This is a genomic window from Actinomycetospora sp. TBRC 11914 (assembly GCF_012933465.1).
Taxonomy (GTDB): Bacteria; Actinomycetota; Actinomycetes; order Mycobacteriales; family Pseudonocardiaceae; genus Actinomycetospora.
In genome coordinates this window covers 1-3,506 of sequence record NZ_JABBND010000044.1, presented here as the reverse complement: position 1 = coordinate 3,506, position 3,506 = coordinate 1, and the positions used below count along the sequence as shown (strand labels likewise).

The window sequence follows — 3,506 nt, the reverse complement described above, 5'->3', positions numbered from 1 at the left end:
CCACGGCCGGCGCAGCGGCGACGTCGGCCGGGGCGTGCAGGGCGTGGTCCTCGAACGCGTCGCCGGCCAGGCCGTCGTCGTCGTGGTCGCGGTGGGTGTGGCGGTGGCCCTCCCCGGTCCCGTCCGCGGCCTGCTCCTCGGGCTCGGCCGCGGGGTGCCGGCGCTCGCCGGGACCCTCGCCGTCGTCGTCGCCCTGGTGCTCGGGCTGGCGGGCGTGCCCCGGGTGCGCCGGGCGCTGACCCGGCTCGCCCGCGGGGTCCACGACGGACTGCTGACCCGCCGGACGGGTCCGGCCGTGCTGGCCCTGTCGCTGGTCGCCGTGGCGGGCCACCTGGCGCTGCTGGAGGTCGCGGCGCTCGCGGTCGGTGTCCCGTCCGGGTTCGGGGTGCTCGCCCCGCTGCTGGTGCTCTCCCTGCTCTCGGCGGGCCTCCCGGCCAACGTCGGCGGCTGGGGACCCCGCGACGCCACGACGGCCGCCGCCTTCGGCCTGGCCGGGCTCGGCGCCGCCACCGGCCTCGCCGTGTCCGTCGCCTTCGGCGTCCTCGCCCTCGTCTCCACCCTGCCCGGGCTCGGGGTGCTCGCGGTGCGGACCTCAGTCGGCCGTCGGGTGGTGGGTCGGCTCGTACCCGGCGCGCAGCGTCGCGACCGTGGCCCGCGGGGTGAGCACCGTGACGACCCCCGGGAACGCCGACCGGGCGCGGGCCTCGTCGTACCCGCCGTGACCCCAGCGGTGCAGCGACCCGCCCCGGACGAGCCAGGACCCGGCGTCGTGGGCGACGAGCACGCCGTCGGGCAGGGAGGACAGCTCGACGTCGTGGGTGCGCTGGCGGCCGTCGAGGAGCCGGTCGGCGTGCAGGTGCCGGTCGATGGCCCCGGCGCGGGACTCGTCGTCGGGGTGCGCCCGCGCCCAGGCGTCGCGGAACCGGACGTAGTCGTGGTGCCGGCACGCGCCGCACGGGCGGTGGCCGGCGGCGAGCGCGGTGGGCTCGTCGAGGAAGTACAGCTCGGTGAGCCGGCCGGGCTGCCACTGCGTGCGGTGCCGGCCGTGGAACTCGAGCACGCAGCAGATCCAGAGCCGGCCGCGGTGGTGGCGCGCCGGCTCGCCCCGGGCGTCGAGCAACTGGCCGCGGTTGCCCCAGAAGAGCCCGCGGTCGGCGACGGCGTGGGTCGACCCGTCGGGCGCGACCCGGTTGGCCCGGCCGCTGGCGTTCCCCGCCCGCGAGGTCATCGGGCCCGGACGCCGCGCTGACCCACCGCTCCGCGGAGCCCGACGCAGCCGATGCACCCGACGCAGTCGACACAGTCCACACACCCGATGCAGCCCACGCAGCGGTCGCAGCCGAGGCACGCCAGCGTCCCCGCGCACCGCTGCAGCCCGACACCGAGGACCGTGAGCACGCTCGCCAGGACCCCGGCGCTGCCGGCCGTGGCGACGCTGCCCGCGACGCCGGCGCTGCCCGCCGTGGCGACGCTGCCCGCGACGCCGGCGCTGCCCGCCGTCGCGACGCTCCCGGCGACCGCGACGCTGCCCGCCGTCCCCACGCTGCCCGCCACGGCGACGGAGTCGGAGGTCAGGACGCTGCCGCCCACGGCGAGCCCGCCGGCGTCGTCGGGCGCGGTGCTGACCGGGGTGCTCACCCCGCCGAGCCTTCCAGAGGCCGGACCCGGCGGACAGCCTCCGGACCTGGTAGGCACCGGGGGACCCTGGACCCGCGGCCCGAGGAGCGCCATGTACCTCGCCATCGCCAGCGACGGTGTGACCCTCGAGGAGCCCGAGAGGCTGAACGACCTCTACGCGTCGTACTGGGAGCGGCTCGGCCCGGACCTGCTCGGCCGCATCCTGGCCGAGCACGCCGACGCCGAGCTCCTCCCCGACGGCGCGCACATCATGGTCCCGGTGGCGACGCTGCGGCGGCTCGCGGACGGGCGCGTGCCCGAGGGCTGGGACGCGGACTTCGAGAAGATGCTGGCCTACGCCCGGGAGAAGGGCTGGCTCAGCGAGGACGGGACGGCGGTGCGCGCGCACCTGGAGCGGGAGCGGTAGGCCTACCGTTTCGGCCGCCACGACCGGGCCTGCGCCGGCCGGCCCGGCACCGCCAGGTCCGGCGCGGCCTCGGCGAGGCGGCCGAGCACCATCCGCCACGCGTTCTGCATGAACCTCGCCTGCTCCGGGGTCTCGACCAGCTGGTCCACCTCGACGAGGCAGCCGCCGGCGGTCCCGGTGAGGTGCGCGTAGGCCCGGAGCTCGCCTCCCGGCACCGGGACCTGCTCGTCGGCGAAGTCCCACGCCATGACGACGAGGCTCGGGGCGACGACGTGCTCGTAGCGCCCGCGCACCTCGGTGCCCCACTCCATCGTCGCCGAGAAGTGCCCGTCGGAGATGCTGACCGGGACGCCGAGCCAGCTGCTGTACACCTCGGGGTCGGTGAACGCGGTGAACGCGAGCTCGCGGGGACAGGCCAGCTCCGCCGAGGCGATCACCACGGTCGCCGTGCGGGCGCTCGCGCGCTCCCGCTCCGGCACGTCGGCGGCCGGCTCCCACCGCCCGCCGGAATCGGCGAGCAGGCGCCGGAGCCCGGCGAGCGCCTCGCGGCGAGCCCGGTAGCGCCGGAACGTGCCGTCCACGCGCACGGTGACCAGCCCGGCGTCGCGCAGCACCTTGAGGTGCTCCGAGACCGTGGGCGCGCTGACGTGCACCCCGGCGGCCAGCTCCCCGGCCGCGCGCTCACCGTCGCCGAGCAGCCACAGGATCTCTCGGCGCACGGGCGACCCCAGGGCCTGCAGCACCCGCTGGATCTCGTCCAACCCCACCACCCTTGACCGCGTGTTTCGGTCGCAGTCTAATTCGGTATCGCGCGAAACGTGCTGATCGGTGAGCGACCAGGAGGGCACCCATGGACACCTGGGAACTGATCGCGGGTGAGCGCGCCCGGCTCGTCGAGGCCCTCGGCACGCTCGACGACGCCCAGTGGGCGACGCCGTCGCTGTGCGAGGGGTGGACGACGAAGGACACGCTGGCCCACGTCGTGTCGACCGCCGAGATGACCCCGCCGAGGTTCTTCCTCGGGCTCGCCGGGGCCGGCTTCTCGTTCTCCCGGCTCATGGACCGCAACGTCGCGGCGGTCGGCGCCGACCCGGTCCCCCGGCTGCTGGAGCGGCTGGCCGCCCGGATCGGCTCGCGCAACGCGCCGCCCGGCCCGACCGGGTCGTGGCTCGTCGAGACCGTCGCCCACGGCGAGGACATCGCCTACCCGACCGCGACGAAGATCCCGCACTCCGAGGAGGCGCTCGTCGCCGCCGCCGACTCCGCGAAGGACACCCAGCCGCTGCTCGGCGCCCGGAAGCGCATCGCCGGCCTGCGCCTGCGCGCCGACGACGTCGACTGGCAGACCGGCGACGGGCCGGAGGTCCGCGGACCGCTCCGGCTCCTCCTCCTGGCGATGGTCGGCCGGCCGCCGGTGCTCGACGACCTGCACGGCGACGGGGTCGCGGAGCTGCGGTCCCGC

General features: G+C 76.9%; 5 protein-coding genes and 1 pseudogene. 3 read left to right on the top strand and 3 right to left on the bottom strand.

Going from position 1 to position 3,506, the window contains the following annotated elements; genetic code table 11:
* Positions 1–34: 34 nt before the first annotated feature.
* Positions 35–508 (top strand): annotated as a pseudogene (locus HH311_RS32410) (UPF0104 family protein); the annotation flags it as partial.
* An 84-nt stretch (positions 509–592) separates the two neighbouring features.
* Here HH311_RS32410 and HH311_RS32405 read toward each other — a convergent pair.
* Both HH311_RS32405 and HH311_RS30725 read right to left on the bottom strand, forming a co-directional pair.
* On the bottom strand, positions 593–1,228 hold the full coding sequence (locus HH311_RS32405) for a hypothetical protein (protein ID WP_248304425.1): 636 nt from the start codon (positions 1,226–1,228) through the stop codon (positions 593–595).
* Positions 1,225–1,638 (bottom strand): hypothetical protein, encoded by a 414-nt coding sequence (locus tag HH311_RS30725; protein ID WP_169187538.1) that lies wholly within the window; start codon positions 1,636–1,638, stop codon positions 1,225–1,227. Before HH311_RS30725 ends, HH311_RS32405 begins: the two co-directional genes overlap by 4 nt.
* Before the next feature lie 91 nt (positions 1,639–1,729).
* Here HH311_RS30725 and HH311_RS30720 point away from each other — a divergent pair, with 91 nt between their 5' ends.
* Positions 1,730–2,044 carry a hypothetical protein gene (locus tag HH311_RS30720; protein WP_169187537.1) on the top strand — a complete coding sequence of 105 codons (315 nt, stop codon included), beginning with the start codon at positions 1,730–1,732 and terminating at the stop codon, positions 2,042–2,044.
* A 2-nt stretch (positions 2,045–2,046) separates the two neighbouring features.
* On the opposite strand, the gene HH311_RS33665 is transcribed toward HH311_RS30720, so the two are convergent.
* Positions 2,047–2,805 (bottom strand): metalloregulator ArsR/SmtB family transcription factor, encoded by a 759-nt coding sequence (locus tag HH311_RS33665; protein WP_169187536.1) that lies wholly within the window; start codon positions 2,803–2,805, stop codon positions 2,047–2,049.
* Between the two features lie 89 nt (positions 2,806–2,894).
* Between HH311_RS33665 and HH311_RS30710 the strand changes: the two genes are divergently transcribed.
* On the top strand, positions 2,895–3,506 hold a 612-nt coding region (locus tag HH311_RS30710; RefSeq protein WP_169187535.1), incomplete at its 3' end, for a maleylpyruvate isomerase family mycothiol-dependent enzyme.

Coding starts and splice junctions, on each gene's coding strand:
- HH311_RS32405 (WP_248304425.1), bottom strand. CDS start 1,228: ATGACCTCGCGGGCGGGGAACGCCAGCGGCCGGGCCAACCGGGTCGCG.
- HH311_RS30720 (WP_169187537.1), top strand. CDS start 1,730: ATGTACCTCGCCATCGCCAGCGACGGTGTGACCCTCGAGGAGCCCGAG.